Here is a 20,023-nt window from a genome sequence, read left to right as displayed (position 1 = left end):
ACGAGGTATTTTTGTCAACTATCTTTTCTTTGAATCTAAAAATGGCAGAAATCTCTTCAGTTGACAAGTCTAACTTTTTCATGTTAAATATACCCCGTAAGGTATATAAGAGAAGGAGAAAAAGATGTTATTTCAATTGTTTAAAAAAACGCCAAGTATTTCAACAAAAGAATTGCAGTCACGTTTATCTAAAGAGATAACGTTATTAGATGTCCGGACACCTAGCGAATACCGCGCAGGGCATATTCCACAAGCGATTAATGTCCCACTTAACAAAATTCCCGCCTACAACAAATCCGCTAACGAGGTCTATGTGATTTGCCAGTCCGGCATGCGCAGCAAAAATGCGGCCAAAATTTTAGCGAGAAAAAACTATCACGTGATTAACGTTCGTGGCGGGATGTCCCAATGGTCTGGTCAAATTAAAGGAGGAAAATAAATGAAAATTGTAATTATCGGAGGCGTGGCTGGTGGCATGTCAGCAGCGACACGTTTACGTCGTTTAATGGAAGATGCTGAAATTGTTGTCATGGAAAAAGGCCCTTTTGTTTCATTTGCAAACTGTGGTTTGCCTTACTACGTTTCTGGCGAAATCGCAGAAAGAGAGCAACTGCTTGTTCAAACACCCGAAGCGTTAAAGGCACGGTTTAATTTAGATGTTCGTCCTCACCATGAAGTCGTGGCGATTGATCCAATAGAAAAAGTGATCACAGTGAAACATGAAACAGAAATTTTAACAGAACACTATGACAAATTAATTTTATCACCAGGGGCGAAACCTTTTGTGCCGCTAATTACAGGATTGGCAGAAGCCAAAAATGTTTTTTCATTAAGAAATGTTCCTGATTTAGATCAAATTATGACAGCCTTGACACCAGAAACAAAACGAGCCGTCGTGATTGGCGCAGGCTTCATTGGCTTGGAAATGGCAGAAAACTTGCAAAAACGCGGATTAGAAGTCACTCTCGTGGAAAAGGCACCCCATGTTTTACCGCCATTAGACGAAGAAATGGCCGCTTTTGTCAAAGTTGAATTAAGCAAAAACAATGTTCAAGTAATTACGGGACAGTCTGCGGTTGCTTTTGAAGAAGAAGGGCAAGTGATTCGCTTAGAGGACGGTCAAACATTAGCTTCTGATTTAACCATTTTGTCGGTGGGTGTCCAACCAGAAAATACCTTAGCAGTTGAAGCAGGTGTAGCAACTGGTTTACGTGGCGGTATTGTTGTTGATGAACACTATCAAACGAATCAACCCGATATTTATGCGGTTGGGGATGCTATTGTAGTGAAACAACAAATCACTCAAGAAGATGCGCTGATTTCTTTAGCTTCCCCCGCCAATCGCCAAGGACGTCAAGTAGCGGATGTGATTGCTGGGTTAGAGAGAAAAAATCAAGGGAGCATTGGGACCGCCATTGTGCGAGTCTTTGATTTAACCGCCGCTTCAACTGGTTTAAGCGAACGGGCTGCTAAAGCTGCTGGACTAACAACAGCTGTTGTGCATATCAGTGGAAAAGACCATGCGGGGTATTATCCTGGCGCAACAGATCTTCAGTTAAAATTAGTTTTCCATCCTACGACAGGGGAAATTTATGGCGCACAAGGAATTGGGGCAAAGGGCGTAGATAAGCGGATTGATATTCTTGCGACCGCTATTAAAGGACAGTTAACTATTTTTGATTTGCCTGAATTAGAGTTTACCTATGCGCCGCCGTTTGGTTCAGCGAAAGATCCTGTGAACATGTTAGGCTATGCAGCGATGAACCTTGCAGAAGGATTGAGTGAAAACGTTCAATGGTATGAGATATCCAACGAATTAGCTAATGGGGCTGTTTTATTAGATGTCCGTAATCCCGCCGAACGAGCCGATGGTCAATTTAAAAATGCTGTCTCTATTCCTTTAAATGAGTTAAGAGAACGTCTGGAGGAATTAGACAAGTCAACGGAGTACATTGTTAGTTGTCACAGCGGTTTGCGTAGTTATATCGCAGAACGGATGCTAAAACAAGCGGGCATCTCAGCCAAAAATTTAGATGGTGCTTTTGCGCTATATAGAATGGTAAAACCGGAGGAACTAGAAAATGTATAACACGATTGGCATGCCTGAATTTTATCAGGAAGCAAAACGAAAAAAATTACCGATTATTGATGTACGAGAAGAAATGGAATACCAACTGGGGCATGTCCCTCAGGCCATCAACTTACCTTTAAGTACTTTAACCGAAAATTATCAGCAATTAGATAAAAACCAACCCTATTATCTGATTTGTCAAATGGGATCGCGCTCCGCACAAGCATGTGCGTTTCTCAGTCAACAAGGGTATCAAGTAACCAATGTTCTAGGTGGTACATCTGGCTGGTTGGGTCAATTAGAACAATAAAATAACAAAAAACGTTTATCCTTTTACACAGGATAAACGTTTTTTTGTTAGATAAAGATGTGTCAAAACTGTAAGAGGAATGATAGGAAGATGAAGGGACCGATTTTTTTATTCATTATATACTAAATAAAATGACAAACTCGTCAACAGAAATCAAGGAGGAACAAATAAATGAAAAAGTCAGGCCAGAAGAAGCGAAATAAAAAAGTGTGGTTCGGTATTGGTGCCGCAGTGGTCGTCGTCGGATTTATCGGAGCAAAAACAGTTTTTTCTTCAAAAGAAGTTGAACCTGAATACACAACGTATACCATTACAGAAATGGCCTCATTAAAATTAGATGGTCAAGTGAGTTTTCTAGATACTCGGGATATTTTCTTTGATCCTTCTTTAGGGAAAATTGCCGAAATAAATGTTGAAAATGGTAAAGAAGTCAAGAAAGATAGTCCATTGTTAACGTACAATAACTCAGACATCCAAGCCACAGAAACAGAACAAGCGAATGCCGTTAATCGGAATAATCTTCAAGTCCAACAAGCACAAGAGAACGTTAACTTAGCCACTCAAAAATACAATGAAGCCTTAAACAAAGTTGCTGCAGCCAAGCAAAAATTAAACACCGCAAAAGAGGCTGAAGAGAAAGAAACACTAAATGCGGAAATTCAGCAATTGAATGAAGCTGTTAGTGCTGCGAATAGTGAAGTCGCCCAAGCTAACCAAGCCCTTCAATTAGCCAACAGTGATGCCGTCGGAGCAGCAAACACGCTTGAACAAACACGTGGCAAAGTCAACACAGTCGTTACAGCACCAATTGATGGCCAAGTCACTGTCGATGCTAGTGCCATGAGTAGTACCGACAAACCAGTCATTAAAATTGCAACACAAAAGAAAAATATTCAAGGAAAAGTAACCGAATATGATTACGATAAATTACAGACAGGGGAAGAAGTAACAGTGACGACCGTTGGTTCAGGCAAAACAGCGCCAGGCAAAATCGTTTCCATCGCGCAAACCCCAATAGCTAAAAATGAAGGCAACCCAGTAGTGAGTTATCAATTTACAGTAGAAGGTGATTTTCCTTGGGCAGAAGGCTTGTCTACTAGCATCGCTGTGCCGCAAAAACAAATGATTATACCGACAGCAGCAATCCAAAAAGAAGGCGAAAAAGAATTTGTCTATGTTTACAAAGCGGGCAAAGCGAAAAAAACACTGATTGAAACAGAAACAAATTTAGGTCGTAAAGTTGTCAAAAGTGGCTTGAACTGGAAAGACCAAGTGATTGCCAATCCCAATAAAGAATTAAAAGATAATCAAGATGTTCAGGTAGCTGCCAATGATTAAGCTAGCCCATATTCATAAATATTATTATTCCGAAGAAGAAACACTGCATGTGTTAGATGATATTAACCTCCAAGTAGACGCTGGAGAATTTTTAGCGATTATGGGTCCTTCTGGTTCTGGGAAATCGACTTTGATTAATTTGCTAGGCTTTATTGATAAAAAGTTTGAAGGAACGTATTTATTTGAAGACCGTGAAATTGGCGACTTTTCTGATAAGGAACTATCCCGAATTAGAAATGAAGCAGTCGGCTTTGTCTTTCAGAATTTTAGTTTAATTGAAACACTAACAGTTGAAGAAAACATTGAATTGCCTCTTTTATATAGTGGGTTAACCCCAAAAGAAGCCAAAGATCGTGTCCACGAAGTTCTGACAAAAGTCGGCTTGCCAGATAAAGGCAAGAAGCATCCAAAACAACTTTCGGGTGGACAACAACAACGTGTGGCCATTGCACGTGCGATTGTCAATCGGCCAAGTTTTATTATTGCAGATGAACCAACTGGGGCTTTAGATAGTAAAACATCGGAAGAAATTTTAACGCTCTTTCAGCAATTAAACAATGAAGGTGTCACCATTATTTTAGTGACACATGATGAAGAGACAATTGAATACTGCAATCGTTTGATTAAAGTTCGTGATGGAAAGATTTTAGAGGAGGTGCTGACATGAAACGTTCAATTATTTGGAAAACCGCCTTCCGTTCCATTTTGAAAAATAAGCGACGCAGCTTGTTAACGATGCTAGGGATTGTCATCGGGATCGCTTCGGTGATTACCATCGTGGCTATCGGTAACGGCTTTAAAGAAGACATGGTCGATAAATTATCCGCTGAAAAACAAAAAGAAAATGTGAAGAAGATTTCTTTTTCGGCCTACAACACTTCGGATATGTTTAGTGACCAAGCGATGTTTACCGACAATGATTTAGGGGTCGTGCGCATGGTTCCTGGCGTAGAAAAAATTGATTTTGATCAAAGAGAAGTTGATGGCGCCCAAAAAGGTACACTGAATTTTCAAGCAGGACCGAAAAATCTTTCCGTAACCTATGAACTTGCCAACAAAACCACCAAAGAATTGTTGGCGGGACGCCAACTGAATGATGGAGACAATGCAAAACTGGATAAAACAGTGGTGGTGGATGAACTGGTTGCCAAAGAACTCTACCAAGACCCAACTGCAGCAGTTAATCGAACTTTTCCATATAAAGAGCAACTTTTTACCATTGTTGGCGTGACAACCAATACCAGCGGTGCCATTGGTCCAGGTAATGATGACTCATTACTTTATTTTCCCAAAAAGACCTATGAACATTATTTCGGCAAGCTAAAAGATACATCTACGTTGAAGCTAACAGTGGCACCTGGCTACCAACCAGATCAAGTATTGAAAGAAACAATAAAAGCTCTCTCTCAACAAGGAACCATGAAAAACAGCGGGACATATCAAGAATATAATGTTAAAGATACCATCAAAGAAATGGGCTCTTTATTAAATAATTTAACCTTGTTTATTTCCGCAATTGCAGCCATTTCACTGGTAATTGCTGGGGTCGGCGTTATGAATATGATGTACATTTCGGTCTCAGAACGGATTAAGGAAATTGGTATCCGACGTGCATTGGGCGGGACAGCCAGTGATATTAAAAAGCAATTCTTAACAGAAGGAATTGCCTTGACCTTAATCGGCGGAATTACTGGTTATCTTTTAGGAATGATTATTGCCTACTTGGCCTCAATGGCACTACCGTTTTCTGTTCGACCAGATTTAATGACCGTTTCATTAGCCATCGGGATTTCTGTCTTTATCGGGGTTGTATTTAGCTATTTCCCTGCCTCGGCAGCTTCGAAAAAAGACTTGATCGATATTATGAAATAAATATAAGCAGCAAAAAAACAGCCACTTTTGGCTGTTTTTTTTAGTGAAAGTAGAAAAAAATCCAAAGATTTCAAGAGAAAATAGCTAACAAACGTCAAAAGGTTGATATTAGCTACCAACCTTTTGACGTTTGTTAGCTAAATAAAAAAAGAAAAAATTAAAAAAATAGCATATTGAGGATTAAATAACAAATATTTTTTTAAATAAGACTATTAGAAAGCCTTTATAAATCAGGGATTATAGGAATGACTGTTAATGACTGATTTGCTTGTAAATTTCTAAATTTTAATTCGAAAAATTTCCAGTATACTAAATATATCAAATCGAAACACGAAAATTGAGAAAATTTTGAACTAAAAAAGAATTAAGGAGGAATCAAGAATGAAAATAATGGTCATCACAAAAAATATTTTATCAGAAACTGCTTTTCAAAACCGCTTACAGCATTTAGATCACCAAGTTTTTTGTACGACGTGTCTGATTGGTGAAATTAAGGAAAGTCATTTGTTTTATCGAAAATTTGATGCCATCATTCTCAGCGAAACGATTCCTCGCAAAGAACAATATTTATATCTAAAGGAATTAGCCAGAGTTAAAACGCCGTTGTTTCTTCGCTCCGAAGACATTCCTACCTCGGAAGAATTGAGCATCAGCTATCAATATGGCATTCTCAATTGGCTACGATTGGATGCGACTTTGGATACATTAAGAGAAAATCTCCTCTTGGCAGAATTAAATAAACCCATCCAACGAGAAGATGAAAAGTTAAACGTAGAAGGGATAAAGCTAACCGCTACAGAACGGGCACTACTGGCTGTCTTGTACAGTACGCCAAAAGAACACTTACCAATGGAGCGCCTGTGTAAATTAATTTATGACACAGAAGAAACAGCCAACAATCGAAAAAAAATGACCAAACAGCTGACAAAATTAAATAAAAAAATTCAAGTAGGGGGCTTTAAAAAACAAGGTATCCAAAATACACGGTATAAAGGCTACAAACTGCATCCGCAGTTGCTTCCTTACATTGGCGAATTATTTACTTAAAATAGAGAAGCACTTGACGAATGAAAATCACCATCACAGGATGACCTCTAAAAACCATGCTATACTAATACGGAATAGTATAGGAGGTGGGTCTGTATGAAAGACGGACTATATTGGGTACAACAATTAAAAGAACAGAAAGTAAGTCGCACAGAACTCTTAAAGGATATTGAGAAAAAAGTCCAAAAGTTAAATCCAAAGATCAATGGCTTTGTAACTTTTGATAGCCAAGAAGCAGAAGCAACTTATCAAAAAAATAAACAGCAGGACACACTATTTGCTGGTTTGCCATTTCCATTGAAAATGTTAGGCCAAGAAAAAGCGGGGTGGTCAGCAACGGCCGGCTCGCAACTTTTTAAAAATAGTACTGCAACAACGACCTCTAACTTTGTCAAACAAGCAGAAACGATTGGTTTGATGCCCTTAGGACAAACCAACGCCCCAGAGTTTGGCTTTAAAAATATTACGGATCCTGCGCTTTACGGGCCAGCCCGCAATCCTTGGAACCTGGAACATTCGCCAGGCGGTTCCAGTGGCGGCGCTGCCGCAGTTGTCGCTAGCGGGATTGTTCCTATCGCCGGCGCTAGTGATGGCGGTGGCTCCATCCGAATTCCCGCCTCTTTTAGTGGCTTAATTGGCTTAAAACCTAGCCGTGGCTCCATGCCTGTCGGCCCAGAAGGCTGGCGAGGCTGGCAAGGTGCCTCGATTGACTTTGCGTTGACTATTTCTATGAGAGACACCAAAGCATTATTTTATGGCCTACGTGGTAGCCACAGTGGCGCCCCCTACCAAGCGCCCTTGGCAGAATGGCAAACACACCCTAAAAAACAACGGCTAAAAATTGCTCTGTGCACCGCTTCGCCTATCGGCTCACTGATTTCGCCAGAAGCAACACAAGCGGCGAAACAAGCGGCTGATTTTCTGGCAGCCGCTGGCCATGAAATCATTGAGATTCCTTATCCAGTCGATGGTGCAGCGCTGATTCGCTCCTATTATCAAATGAACGGCGCAGAAACTACAGCGATGATGAATAGCATTCAACAGGGGCTCGGGCGCCCAATTCGTAAAGAAGAAATCGAACCTTTTTCATGGACCATGCATCAATTTGGCCAAAAGATTCCAGCAGCCACCTATGTTCATTCATTACAGTTGTGGGATCAAGCAGCAGTAACGATGGAAGAACTTTTCCAAAAATTTGATCTGTTTTTATCACCAACAACGGCTTTTTCAGCACCAAAAATTAACGAAGATTTGCAAAGTGAGCACATTCGTCAACGAATGGCGCAAGCAGCAGAATTAACAGAAGCAGAATTAGCTGAATTAATCTATGATTATTTTGATAAAAGTTTACAGCTAACACCGTATACTCAACTAGCGAACTTGACAGGACAACCAGCCATCAGCTTGCCCACACATGTGACGGCAACGGGGTTACCCTTAGGCATTCAATTGCTGGCTGCTCGTGGACGTGAAGATCTCTTATTCCAAGTAGGCGAACAGTTTGAGCAAGAAGGCAAATTTAAATTACCAGAAAGTTATCGCTAAATAGGGTGTTATTGTGACCAAATTTCAGATAAAATAGACACAAGACAAAAAACTGAGGTGGAAAAATGCTGTACGTAGTGAGACATGGTGAAACAGATTATAATGTGGCCCGTAGAATTTGTGGTCATGCGGAAGCGCAATTGACCGAAAAAGGCTATCAACAAGCGGAATTGGTAGCTGAAAAAATTGCCAAACAAGGAATTCAAATCGACCGTTTACTGGCGTCGCCTTTAAAACGGGCGCAAGAAACAGCACGTAAAATTGCGGAACGAAATCAATTGACGATTGAAACAGAACCACGTTTAATTGAGATGAATTTTGGCATTTATGATGGTGAACCGATTGAAACAACGGCTTTCCAGGAAAATCGTTCTGAGATTTCCTTGCCATTTCCAGAAGGGGAATCAGTCTTAGATGTCGCGGGCCGAATTTATCCCTTGATTGAGGAAGCCTTGGCTTCAGAGGAAACTTACCTATTTGTTTGCCACAATGCGGTTATGCGAGTCATTGATAACTACTTCAATGGTAAAAAAATCCAAGATTTCTTGGACTTTCATTGTGAAAATACACAACTTGTACAATACGGAGAATAAAAATCAAGTCTTTAATCTTTTGGTTAAAGACTTGATTTTTTTATGGTAAATAAGAAACCGCTTCCGTTTTAATGTATAATAAATTAACTTTTGGATCAAAAAAGAAATGGGGAAAAGACTATGAGAATTGATAATATTCATCAAGCGTTAAAAAAGTTTCACGTACAAAATCCAAGTAGCAAAGCAACCTTGTTGCCCGCAACGGCTTCGCAATTAAGTCAGGCCTCTGGCTATACCCGAACCGCTGTTAGTGAAGAGCTTTCAGAATTAGTGAGAAAAGACCAAGTCGTTAAAGTTAAATCAAGACCAGTGTTATTTTTTGATAAAGACTACTTAGAGGAACAGTTTCCTTTTTTTAAAAGTAGCACGTGTTACGATTCCCTCGCTTCGCTGCAAGAGGACATTTATCAACAGACAGAACAGATACATAAGAAAAAGCAGCTACTGAAAATGAATCCATTTGCGAACGTAATTGGTTTTGATGGGAGCTTAGCAGACGCCATCAAGAAGTTGAAAGCCGCTATTTTATATCCGCCTAATGGCTTGAATATTTTACTTACTGGAGAATCTGGAGTTGGGAAAACCTTAATTGCAGAACAATTACACCAATTTTATCAAGTTAAAATGAACCAAGAAGTTCCATTCATTTATTTTAATTGTGCAGAATATTTCAACAATCCAGAATTATTAACTTCTCATCTGTTTGGCTATAAAAAAGGCAGTTTTACTGGTGCCGTCAATGACCAAAAAGGCTTAGTGGAGTTGGCAGATGGTGGTTTTTTATTTTTAGATGAAGTCCATCGATTAACGAGCGAAGGTCAAGAAAAATTGTTTACAGTTTTGGATAAAGGGTATTTTACACGGATGGGTGAAGCCGAAAAACAAAGAAATGTATCGATAAAATTTATTTTTGCAACAACCGAAGCAGTCAATCAACATTTTTTGAAAACGTTTTTAAGAAGGATCCCTGTGACATTAGCTATTCCAGCTTTAGCCGAGCGCTCTATGAAAGAAAAAATTCAATTGATTTTGTCCTTTTTCTTAGAAGAAAGTCAACGGATTCAAAAGAATATCCATATTCGTTATGAGGCGTTGAAACAATTAACGTTTACTCATTTTGAAGCCAACGTTGGCGAATTGAAAGCGGCGATTCAATTTATGAGCGCACAAGCCTATTTAGAGGTGTTCGATCAATTAACGGAAACTATTTGCATTGAAGCAAACGAGGGGACAGTCAAAGAGCAACCTGATGTAGAAAGTCTGCTGGCTTTTAATGAGTGGATACCTAACGATGGCCTCACGATTCAATACAACCATTTTTATTTAAGCAGTCAAGAGTTACTCAAATCAGAAAGTCTGAAAAATGATCGTTTTTATAATTTTCTATTGAAAGAATATGCAGATTTGAAAAAATTAACTCTTTCGACAGAGGATGCGCTAGCAATCATGCAAAACAAAGTCGAGCAACTTTATGATATGGACATTTTTGCTCAAGAACCGCTAGCCTTAGAGTCCATTGACGAAACATTGCAGCCAAAAATTCAAGAAGCCATTGTCTTTTTTGAACAATTAATCCAAGAAAAATTGACAGAGGATTTCCAGAATATTTTAATTGTCCACCTTTATTCTGCTGTTTTTTATTCTGCACAAATGAATGAAACATTTTATTCAGATACCAAAAATATCTATTCTGGCAAAGTAACCCAGTATCAAGCTGCTAAGACCATGGTGGACTTTTTACAAACGCTGTTTGGGATTTCTTTTGCTGATACGGAAATCCTCTTTTTTGATCTATTTATTCGTAAAGTCACAGCTAAAAAAAGAGCGCACTCAGTTGAAGAAAACTGTGGCGTTATCGTCGTTGCACATGGTGCCGCGACGGCCAGCAGCATGGTTGAGTACACCAACCTTCTGTTCTCAACAACGGTCATGCGTGCAGTTGATATGCCAATTAATCAATCAGTGGAAGAAACATTAGAAAAAGTCCGTACAATTGTAAAGCAAAATCAGTATAAAAAAATTATTTTAATGGTGGACATCGGTTCCTTGGTTTACTTTGGTAATGCTATCAGTCAAACGTTTCAAATGGAAGTGCTGCTAATTAGCAATATCAATCTCTTAACATTGCTAGAAGTGGCCCGAGAAGTCATTTATGAATCGACGGCGTTTGAGTATCTATTACCAGTCTTAAAAGAAAAAAATCATCGCGCCTTGATTTGCAGTAAAGGTCGCTTCAACGAGGCAAAAGTTCTCATTATTTCCTGTCTAACTGGCATGGGGACTGCTATTAAAATTGAACAGTTGTTACTAAAAACTTTTCCTAATGAATTACTAACGAATGTACGCATCATTACTTTAGAGAAAAGAGAAGTGGAAGACATTGATCGTTTGCATTCTTTTATTCGGAAAGAAGAGAAAATCGTTGGTATCATTGGCACCGTAAAGACAGAAGTGCCAGATATTCCGTTTATTTCTTTACAAGATTTACTATCGAAGCGGGGCATTCAGCTAGTTTTCGAATTATTAGGCCATCATTTAGAAGAAAAACAAAACCAAGAGTTACTAAAAAAAGTTTCAGCTAAATATATTCAAGGATTATCAATCGAAGCTATTACAGACTTACTAACGGTTTTGAATCCTACAACCATTTCAATCGAATTAGCTAAGATTTATTCAGATATTTGCTTGCAAACTAAAATAAAAAGTGACGAAAAGGTTTTACTTCGTTTTATCATTCATTGTGCTTGTATGTTAGAACGGCAATTGCTAAATCCAGAATATGACCCGACAGCTTATGAAGTGTCATACCGAGAGTTGCCAGAAGCAGTATCTGTCATAAAAATGGCGTTTCGACCGATTGAAGTGTCCTATAATTTGTTGATTCCACCTTTGGAAGTGCGTTATATTTATGAATTGCTCTTTGAAAAGGCTTAATTCAAACGGAAATGAAAGTTGGCACACTTATTGCTTTTAATAAAATGATTAATTAGCAAAGGAGTTTGTTTATGGAAAATGAACCAATTTTACTTTTAACACACAATGGTTGGGGCTTGGAATTAGTCAAAAGCGTCCAGATGATTGTTGGAGAAGTTACAAATGTACATGAAGTTGCATTACAAGCAGAGGATTCACTGGGGGATTATTTAGAACGAGTCACAGAAAAAATTGAACAATTAACGTGGCACAACCAGCTGCTAATTTTAACAGATGTTAAAGGCGGCACACCTAGTAACGTTGCATTGCGTTTATCAAAAGATTATGACCTCCTGATTGTGTCCGGACTATGCACATCGTTATTATTAGAATCCGTCATGAAACAAAGTGGTCCTGGGTTTCGTTTACAAGACGCAGAAATGATTCAACAAGCAGCAGTAGACAGTTGTCAAATTTTAGAAATTCCAAAATAAGAAAGTACAGGTGAACAGAATGTCAAAAATCGTATTAACAAGAGTCGATAGTCGTTTAATCCATGGACAAGTAGTGACTAAATGGTTACAACAATCAGGTGCAAATGAAATTTTGGTAGTGAGTGATGAACTAGAGCAAGATGAATTTTTACAAAGTATTTATTTAATGGCAGCGCCTCCAGGGGTTTCTGTAGTAATTAAAGGGATTGAAAATGCCAAAGAATATTGGGAATCGCAAGAAAAGGAAGAGAAAAAGGTGTTATTTTTAGTGCCAGATTTAACGACCTTAAAAGCGATGGTGGACCAAGAAATTATTAAAGAGGAGATTCAAGTTGGTGGCTTAGGTGGCGGACCAAATCGGAAAAATGTTTTAAAAAATATCAATTTATCTGAAGAAGATGTTGCAATTTTGACTGAACTTTTAACGAAGGGCATCCATGTTTTCTTCCAAGCGATTCCCGAAGAAAATCCCCTACCAATTCAAAAATTAATTGAAAAATATCAATCACTATAATCAGAGAAAAAGGAGAGAATCATATGGGCGTTTTAGGTGTTTCAATTATTATGGGACTTTATTATTGGTTTGCACGTTTGCGTTTTGGGTACACATTTTCAGGCATGCTGTCTCAGCCATTAGGTGCAGCATTGGTGGCTGGTTTAGCAACAGGAAAACTTAGTGAAGCAATGGTTGTGGGGGCGGGGATTCAACTTGTTTATCTCGGAGTCACCTCTACACCGGGCGGCAATGTGCCTAGTGATCCGGCTTTAGCTTCAGCAATTGCGATTCCAATTGCTTTAGGTGTGGGAATGAATGCCGAGGCGGCTGTTGCACTAGCTGTTCCTTTTGGTGTGTTAGGCGTCTTTATGGATCAATTACGGCGGACCATCAATGCGACGTGGGTGCATATGGCTGATAAATATGCAGAAGAGTTAAATTATGGGGGGATTTACCGAGCTGCGTTTGTTTATCCAGCTTTAGCGGGATTTTTAATTCGCTTTCCGTTGGTTTTTGCGGCGAACTTTTTTGGTCAATCTGTGGTGAATAAAGTCTTAGAAGTTATCCCAGCATGGTTGATGCACGGCTTTGAAGTAATGGGTGGTATTTTACCAGCGTTAGGATTCGCCTTAACAATTATGGTAATTGGCAAGAAAAATTTGATTCCTTATTTTTTAATTGGTTTTGTTGCAGTAGTATATTTTGGCGCAGAAGTTATGGCCGTCGCTATTTTAGGAATCTGTATTGCCTTTTTAGTTAGAAATAAGGCATTGAGTGAGGAGGCAGCATAATGGAACAAATGACACAAGCAAATGAACAACAATTGGAACAGAAAAAAATTACTAAAAAAGAATTATCCAAAGCCTTTTGGATTTATCAACTAGGCTGTGAGTTATCCAATTCTTATGAACGTCTCCAAAGTTTAGTTTTTTGTGCATCGATGATTCCTGCAATTAAAAAACTTTACGCAGACGATGAAGAACAACAAAGAGAAGCTCTGAAACGTCATTTGAATTTTTTTAATACTGAAGGAACAGTAGGGGCTTCAATTCAAGGGATTGCAATTGCTATGGAGGAAGAAAAATCCAATGGTGCAGCGATCTCTGATACGGCGATCACATCGATTAAAACTGGGTTGATGGGTCCGCTGGCTGGGATTGGCGATTCGATTATTTGGGCAGCATTAATGCCGTTAATCATTTCCATTTTTATTCCAATGGCTAAAGGAGGTAACGTGATTGGAAGTATCGGTCCGTTGGTTCTGTACACAGCCATTACGTTATACATCAGTTGGACATTAGTGAATAAGTCCTATACATTAGGGCGTAATTCAATCTTAAGTTTGTTAAAAGACGGCAAAATTAAGCAAGTCATTTATTCAGCAAATGTTTTAGGAATGATGATGATGGGCGCTTTAAGTGCGAGTTATGTTAAAATTGCTAGCCCGATGACGTTTAAAGTTACTGGCGGTGCCACGATTGTTTTACAAGATATTCTAGATCAAATTATGAAAGGGTTACTTCCTTTAGCAGCAGTCATGGCTATTTATTTCTTCATGGTAAAGAAAGGCCCACGTTACGGTATCATTATCGGCACGATTGTCTTAGTTAGTTTGGTCACTTCATTCTTTGGTTTGTTATAAAGGAGAAAATAATGAATAGTTACGAAAAATTCCACTTAAAAGAAGTCATTAATGCTTCTGGGAAAATGACCATTCTAGGTGTCTCCAAAGTTTCGGAGGCAGTCCTAGCAGCTCAACGATTCGGCGGCGAACATTTCTTTGAAATGAGTGAACTTAGTGTGCAAACAGGGGCCTTTTTAGCCAACTTGTTGAAGGTAGAAGATACCCAAATCGTTTCCTCGGCTTCAGCGGGGATTGCCCAATCGGTGGCTGCCTTGATTGGAAAAGGCAGCTTGTACCACGCGTATCATCCCTATACAGAAAAGATCGAACAACGGGAGATTGTTTTACCTAAAGGGCACAACGTGGACTACGGCACGCCTGTAGAAGTCATGGTAGCGCAAGGCGGCGGCCAAGTAGTGGAAGCTGGCTACGCCAACATTTGCAGTCCAGAACACGTGGAAATGATGATTTCCGAAAAAACAGCGGCCATTCTATACATCAAAAGCCATCATACCGTGCAAAAAAGTATGCTGACGGTGGCCGAAGCGGCCAAAGTGGCGCAACGCCACAAGGTGCCGCTAATTGTTGACGCGGCAGCAGAAGAAGATCTTTTCAAATACACTGAAGCAGGCGCTGATTTGGTGATTTACAGCGGCGCCAAAGCCATTGAAGGGCCAAGTGCCGGTTTAGTGGTCGGGAAAAAAGAATACATTGACTGGGTGCGCCTACAAGGCAAAGGCATTGGTCGAGCAATGAAAATTGGCAAAGACAATATCCTAGGCTTTACGCAAGCAGTGGAAGAATACTTGGCGCATGGCAGTGAATCAGGGGCTTCGATGCAAGAGCGCTTAAAACCGTTTGTTGAAGCTATCAACAACTTGTCAGATTTAACCGCCAAAATCGTCCAAGATGGCGCTGGCCGAGACATTTATCGCGCCAGTGTCAAAGTGGACGGCAGAAAAACCGCTAAGGAAGTCATCCAAGCATTAAAAGCAGAAAGTCCGGCCATTTATACGCGTGAATATCAAGCCAACAATGGCATCATTGAATTTGACATTCGTTCTGTCAATCAAGAAGAAATGAACAAAATCGTGCAACGATTACAAGAAATTATGGACACAAAGGAGAAATAAGCCATGTCATTAAAACCTAATTATTTAGAAGAACGCATTTGTTTAAACGTCTTAGCCAATTCAGTAGAAAATGCCCAAGCCTGTTATGAAGCAGCAGAAGGGCATGTTGTGTTAGGCGTCCTTTCAAAAAACTATGAAACCGATGAAGCAGCCATTGAAGATATGAAAAAATACCAAGCAGCAACCAACAACGCTTTATCTGTCGGCTTAGGGGCTGGCGATCCTAATCAAAGTCAAATGGTGGCTCGCTTATCAGAAGTTCTACAACCGCAACACGTGAACCAAGTCTTCACAGGTGTCGGCGCTTCGCGGGCCTTACTTCGTCAAGACGAAACAGTGATTAATGGCTTGGTGTCACCCACAGGCAAAGTTGGCTATGTTAACATTGCGACAGGTCCGTTAAGCTCGGGTGCGCCAGCGGCAGAAGTACCTATCGAAACTGCCATCAAATTGTTGAAAGACATGGGAGGTAGTTCCATTAAATATTTCCCGATGAAAGGCTTGGCTCACAAAGAAGAATACCAAGCAGTAGCAGCAGCTTGTGCCAAGTATGACTTTTATTTAGAGCCAACAGGGGGCATTGATTTAGAAAACTTTGAAGAAATTGTTCAAATTGCGGTGAATGCCGGCGTTAAAAAAATCATTCCTCATGTCTACAGCTCAATTATCGATCAAGAAACAGGGGACACTAGAACAGAAGACGTGAAAACGTTACTAACCATGATGAAAAACACATTGAATAAGTAAAGGGCCAATCTTTAGTTGACTTTCTCCACCAGATTTGCTACTCTCAAGTGGAGAATAAATAAAAACCAACAAACGAATGTGGGGTATTTTGGTGAGTGTCGTAGGTATCTAATTGATAAGTTGAATAACCAGTGAACCAAGCAAGGTTTATTTGGTGTGCTTAGAAAGTGATACCTGTCAGTCATCTCAATTACTAAATACCTCATTTAAAAGAGGTTTCTTTAGTAACCTTTATCCAACGAAAAAGAGGACAGCGGTAGAACGCTGTCCTCTTTTTCTGTAGAAACTGGTTTTTATTTAAAGGCGCCAGGTATTCTTTTCGCGATAGAAAGGAAGAAAAAAACAAATGAATCATGAAACCATTCAAAAATTACAATTTACAACAATTCTTAAAGAAGTTCAAACACGTGCGATTGGCGAGTATAGTAAAGAACGGTTGGCGAAAATGGTCCCTGCAACACGTTTAGAAACAGTGCAGTCCCGCTTAACGGAAACAACTGAGGCCCGCTTAATTATTGATAGCGGACAACACGTCCCTTTCATGGGCTTGAGTCAAATTACCCGCTTGCTTCAACAAGTGAAAAAAGGCTTAATCCTTACACCAAACGAATTGATTGAGGTGGCTGACTTTTTAAGAAGTAGTCAGCGAATCCAGAAGTTTTTTGAAAAAAATCAATACCAAACACCACGCCTATTTAGTTACAGTCAGCACTTAGCTGACTTCAGAGCAATCGAAGAACAAATTTATACGAAAATCCATAACCAAAAAGTCGCCACCGATGCTTCCCGTCAACTTCGGAAAATTCGGCGTCAAATCAATGAATGCCAACAAGACATTGAAACAAAAGTCACCAAATTTTTACGTAATAAAAATAATCAACTGTATATTCAAGAAAATATGATGGTGAAAAAAGGGGAACATTACACGGTACCAATCAAAGCTAGCTATAAAAATAAGGTTTCAGGCACAATCATTGAGCAATCCAATAAAGGACAAACGGTCTTTATTGAACCTGTAGCAATTAGTAAATTAAATGAACAATTGACACTCTTAAAAGCGGAAGAAACAGCGGAAGAATATCAAATTTTGGCGGAACTAACTGGGTTAATTAATGAGCAAGAACGACTTGTCGATCAAGCCGTCGATACAATGACCACCTTAGATATTATTTTTGCACGAGGAAAGTATAGTCGCGAAATTGGTGGGATCACGCCAAAAGTAAACAAAGAAGAACGCTTGCGCATTGTTCAAGGAAAACATCCACTTTTATTAGAACACGCAGTACCATTGACGTTTTCTTTAGGAGCAGAGTATCGAGGACTTGTCATTACAGGCGCTAATGCTGGTGGTAAAACGGTTGTCTTAAAAACGGTGGGCTTATTGACTGTCATGACACAATTTGGGTTGCAAATTCCAGCACAAGCGGGCACAGAGATTCCAGTATTAGATGAAATTTTTGTCGATATTGGTGATCAGCAAAATCTGGAAAATGCGTTAAGCACTTTTTCTGGGCACATGAAAAATATTGCGGAAATGTTGCGTAACGTTAAGCGACACACACTTGTTTTATTAGATGAAATTGGCAGTGGCACCGAGCCAAACGAAGGAGCTGGCTTAGCGATTGCGATCATGGAAACGATGTATCAAAAGGGTGCCTTGGTAGTTGCGACGACCCATTATGGTGAAATTAAACGTTTTGCCCAAGAACATGATGATTTTGTGCCCGCCGCAATGGCCTTCGATCGTGAAACATTAACGCCCAAATATCAATTGAAAATTGGTGAAGTTGGCGATAGTCAGGCGCTTTGGATTGCACGTAAAATGAAGATGGAGCCACAGCTCATTGAAAAGGCGGCTCATTATATTCAGCGGAAAGAATACCCTACTAATCGAATTTTATTTAAACCCCTGAAAGCAAAAGAAACGACCTTTGCCACGTTTGTAGAAGAAACACACCGTTATCAAAAAGGTGATCGTGTCCTATTGACAGAAACACAACAAATTGGGTTGGTTTTTACAGATGAGGGTGAACAAGAAATCCAAGTATTTGTGAATGATAAAATTGAAAATGTACCACGAAGACGGTTGAAATTACAAGCGAAAGCACAAGATCTATATCCGCAAGACTATGATTTAGAAAGTTTATTTACAGATTTCCATGAACGAAAGAAACTCAAAGATATTGAACGCGGCTCAAAAAAAGCGCAGAAACAATTACGCAAAGAGGCCGAAAAAAGAGCAGCAAGACGCGACAAATAAGGAACTTAACAGAAGCAACACAACAACTTAACACTTTGTTTACTTGTTATTTATCAGAAATCAACTAAGACTTGTTATAGTCAATGTATGGGTAGATATGAAGGAGGAAACAAGGAAATGAAGAAAAGAGCTTTGCTAGGGGTTACCTTATTAACATTCACAACATTAGCGGGTTGTACAAATTTATCTGAACAGAAAAGCGGCGAAAAACAAACAGAGGTTGCTGAAGCGAAGGCAACTGAATCCGAAAAAGCACCAGTAAAAAATGTTATTTTTATGATTGGAGATGGTATGGGGAATCCGTATACAACGGGCTATCGCTATTTCAAAGCCAATCACTCAGACAAGCGTGTTCCCCAAACAGCTTTTGATACCTATTTGGTCGGACAGCAAGCCACTTATCCAGAAGATGAAGAAGAGAATGTCACCGATTCAGCATCCGCAGCGACAGCGATGGCTGCCGGAGTAAAAACCTATAATAATGCTATAGCACTCGATAATGACAAGTCCAAAACAGAAACAGTGCTGGAACGTGCGAAAAAAGTGGGGAAATCAACGGGGCTTGTAGCAACATCTGAAATAACACATGCAACCCCTGCTGCATATGGCGCACATAATGTTTCACGCAAAAATATGGCAGAAATCGCCGATGACTATTTTGATGATCAAATCGACGGACAACACAAAGTCGATGTGTTACTTGGCGGCGGCTCCGAATTATTTGCGCGGAAAGATCGTGATTTAGTCAAAGAATTTTCCCAAGCGGGTTATGGTCATGTCACAGATAAAAAGTCGTTAAATGAGAACCAAGACGACAAAATTTTAGGCTTGTTTGCACCAGGCGGGCTACCTAAAATGATTGACCGAACGGAAGAAGTTCCTTCATTAGCTGATATGACAGAAGCGGCTCTTCAACGGTTAGATAAAAATGAAAAAGGCTTCTTTTTAATGGTTGAAGGTAGCCAAATTGATTGGGCCGGGCATAGCAATGATATTGTTGGCGCGATGAGCGAAATGCAAGACTTCGAAGCGGCGTTTGAAAAGGCCATCGATTTTGCCAAAAAAGATGGTGAAACATTGGTGGTTACAACTGCAGATCATTCTACTGGTGGTTTGTCTTTAGGTAAAGGCGATCAATACAATTGGTTGACGGAGCCTTTACATGCGGCAAAACGCACGCCTGATTTCATGGCAGAAGAAATTATTAAAAATGGTAATGTGGAAAAAACAGTGACTGAGTATATTGATTTTCAATTAAGTGAGGCTGAATTGAAAGCAGTGAAAACAGCGGCGGAGTCAAAAGATGTTGAAAAAATCGCTCAGGCATTAAGAAAGATTTTTGATGAACGTTCGAATACTGGTTGGACTACTGGCGGACACACGGGAGAAGATGTAAATGTCTATGCTTATGGCCCACAAGCAGAAGCTTTTTCAGGACAAATTGATAATACAGACCAAGCAAAGATTATTTTTGGCTTAGTAGATGGCACCGGGCAAAAAGCTGAGATTAAAGACAAAGGTATTGGCAAATAACAAAATAAAGAAAAAGCAGAACTTCTATACGTTCTGCTTTTTCTTCA

At 39.6% G+C, this 20,023-nt stretch carries 18 protein-coding genes; all 18 read left to right on the top strand.

The genetic code is table 11. From position 1 onward, the window contains the following. The first annotated feature begins 124 nt into the window (after window positions 1-124). The gene (locus IGJ52_RS11955; RefSeq protein WP_002365287.1) at window positions 125-439 is read left to right on the top strand and encodes a rhodanese-like domain-containing protein; all 315 of its coding nucleotides are present in this window, start codon (window positions 125-127) and stop codon (window positions 437-439) included. Continuing rightward, window positions 440-2,089, top strand: a complete 1,650-nt coding sequence (locus tag IGJ52_RS11950) for an FAD-dependent oxidoreductase (RefSeq protein ID WP_438792130.1) — start codon at window positions 440-442, stop codon at window positions 2,087-2,089. Continuing rightward, window positions 2,082-2,381: a rhodanese-like domain-containing protein gene (locus tag IGJ52_RS11945; RefSeq protein ID WP_002355066.1), complete on the top strand. Its 300-nt coding sequence runs from the start codon at window positions 2,082-2,084 to the stop codon at window positions 2,379-2,381. Before IGJ52_RS11950 ends, IGJ52_RS11945 begins: the two co-directional genes overlap by 8 nt. A 171-nt stretch (window positions 2,382-2,552) precedes the next feature. Further along, complete coding sequence (locus tag IGJ52_RS11940; protein WP_173958682.1) at window positions 2,553-3,719, top strand: efflux RND transporter periplasmic adaptor subunit; 1,167 nt, start codon at window positions 2,553-2,555, stop codon at window positions 3,717-3,719. Further along, a complete protein-coding gene (locus IGJ52_RS11935) occupies window positions 3,712-4,386 on the top strand; it encodes an ABC transporter ATP-binding protein (protein WP_002365285.1) in 675 nt (224 codons plus the stop codon). The genes IGJ52_RS11940 and IGJ52_RS11935 overlap by 8 nt, the downstream gene beginning before the upstream one ends. Continuing rightward, complete coding sequence (locus IGJ52_RS11930; RefSeq protein ID WP_002419550.1) at window positions 4,383-5,591, top strand: ABC transporter permease; 1,209 nt, start codon at window positions 4,383-4,385, stop codon at window positions 5,589-5,591. The genes IGJ52_RS11935 and IGJ52_RS11930 overlap by 4 nt, the downstream gene beginning before the upstream one ends. A 381-nt stretch (window positions 5,592-5,972) precedes the next feature. Further along, window positions 5,973-6,638 carry a helix-turn-helix domain-containing protein gene (locus IGJ52_RS11925; protein ID WP_002383329.1) on the top strand — a complete coding sequence of 222 codons (666 nt, stop codon included), beginning with the start codon at window positions 5,973-5,975 and terminating at the stop codon, window positions 6,636-6,638. Between the two features lie 96 nt (window positions 6,639-6,734). Further along, window positions 6,735-8,183 (top strand): amidase, encoded by a 1,449-nt coding sequence (locus IGJ52_RS11920; protein ID WP_002409223.1) that lies wholly within the window; start codon window positions 6,735-6,737, stop codon window positions 8,181-8,183. 65 nt (window positions 8,184-8,248) lie between these two features. Further along, entirely contained in the window at window positions 8,249-8,776 is a 528-nt protein-coding gene (locus IGJ52_RS11915) for a histidine phosphatase family protein (protein WP_002359138.1), read from the top strand. Window positions 8,777-8,896: 120 nt separating this feature from the next. After that, on the top strand, window positions 8,897-11,710 hold the full coding sequence (locus IGJ52_RS11910) for a sigma 54-interacting transcriptional regulator (RefSeq protein ID WP_438792129.1): 2,814 nt from the start codon (window positions 8,897-8,899) through the stop codon (window positions 11,708-11,710). A gap of 71 nt (window positions 11,711-11,781) precedes the next feature. Then, the gene (locus IGJ52_RS11905) at window positions 11,782-12,183 is read left to right on the top strand and encodes a PTS sugar transporter subunit IIA (RefSeq protein WP_002367343.1); all 402 of its coding nucleotides are present in this window, start codon (window positions 11,782-11,784) and stop codon (window positions 12,181-12,183) included. A gap of 19 nt (window positions 12,184-12,202) precedes the next feature. After that, window positions 12,203-12,697 carry a PTS system mannose/fructose/N-acetylgalactosamine-transporter subunit IIB gene (locus tag IGJ52_RS11900; RefSeq protein ID WP_002368351.1) on the top strand — a complete coding sequence of 165 codons (495 nt, stop codon included), beginning with the start codon at window positions 12,203-12,205 and terminating at the stop codon, window positions 12,695-12,697. A gap of 23 nt (window positions 12,698-12,720) precedes the next feature. Next, window positions 12,721-13,470, top strand: coding sequence for a PTS mannose/fructose/sorbose/N-acetylgalactosamine transporter subunit IIC (locus IGJ52_RS11895; RefSeq protein ID WP_002355079.1), 750 nt, complete (start codon window positions 12,721-12,723; stop codon window positions 13,468-13,470). Further along, complete coding sequence (locus IGJ52_RS11890; RefSeq protein WP_002359140.1) at window positions 13,470-14,321, top strand: PTS system mannose/fructose/sorbose family transporter subunit IID; 852 nt, start codon at window positions 13,470-13,472, stop codon at window positions 14,319-14,321. The genes IGJ52_RS11895 and IGJ52_RS11890 overlap by 1 nt, the downstream gene beginning before the upstream one ends. 11 nt (window positions 14,322-14,332) lie before the next feature. Then, window positions 14,333-15,436, top strand: coding sequence for a DgaE family pyridoxal phosphate-dependent ammonia lyase (locus tag IGJ52_RS11885; protein ID WP_438792128.1), 1,104 nt, complete (start codon window positions 14,333-14,335; stop codon window positions 15,434-15,436). A gap of 3 nt (window positions 15,437-15,439) precedes the next feature. Beyond that, on the top strand, window positions 15,440-16,183 hold the full coding sequence (gene dagF, locus IGJ52_RS11880; RefSeq protein WP_010715450.1) for a 2-dehydro-3-deoxy-phosphogluconate aldolase: 744 nt from the start codon (window positions 15,440-15,442) through the stop codon (window positions 16,181-16,183). A gap of 346 nt (window positions 16,184-16,529) precedes the next feature. After that, window positions 16,530-18,443, top strand: a complete 1,914-nt coding sequence (locus IGJ52_RS11875) for an endonuclease MutS2 (RefSeq protein ID WP_033601102.1) — start codon at window positions 16,530-16,532, stop codon at window positions 18,441-18,443. Window positions 18,444-18,530: 87 nt separating this feature from the next. After that, window positions 18,531-19,976, top strand: a complete 1,446-nt coding sequence (locus tag IGJ52_RS11870; protein ID WP_002381148.1) for an alkaline phosphatase — start codon at window positions 18,531-18,533, stop codon at window positions 19,974-19,976. Window positions 19,977-20,023: the final 47 nt, after the last annotated feature.

The organism is Enterococcus sp. DIV1758, from assembly GCF_051711985.1.
Classification (GTDB): Bacteria; Bacillota; Bacilli; order Lactobacillales; family Enterococcaceae; genus Enterococcus; species Enterococcus faecalis.
Note: the sequence above shows the minus strand (reverse complement) of the source record. Positions and strands in the feature narration are given on the sequence as shown.